Raw genomic sequence first — 279 nt, 5'->3', positions numbered from 1 at the left:
GCGGCCGGCGCGATCGGCATGCTCTTCAAGGAGAACGCCTCCATCTCCGGCGCCGAGGTCGGCTGCCAGGGCGAGGTCGGCTCGGCCTGCTCGATGGCGGCCGGCGGCCTCGCCGAGGTGCTGGGCGGCAGCCCCGAACAGGTCGAGAACGCCGCCGAGATCGGCATGGAGCACAACCTCGGCCTCACCTGCGACCCGGTCGGCGGCCTCGTCCAGATCCCCTGCATCGAACGCAACGGCATGGCCGCGGTCAAGGCCGTCACCGCCGCCCGGATGGCC

General features: G+C 73.1%; 1 protein-coding gene. It reads left to right on the top strand.

Translation table 11 applies throughout. From position 1 onward, the window contains the following. Positions 1-279, top strand: a 279-nt coding sequence (locus GFH49_RS01720; RefSeq protein ID WP_196217822.1) for an L-serine ammonia-lyase, iron-sulfur-dependent, subunit alpha, incomplete at both ends; no start/stop codon positions are given.

Source organism: Streptomyces blattellae, assembly GCF_009709555.1.
In the GTDB taxonomy this organism is placed as follows: Bacteria; Actinomycetota; Actinomycetes; order Streptomycetales; family Streptomycetaceae; genus Streptomyces; species Streptomyces blattellae.
The sequence above is the reverse complement of the archived record's forward strand: the minus strand, read 5'-3'. Positions and strand labels throughout refer to the sequence as shown.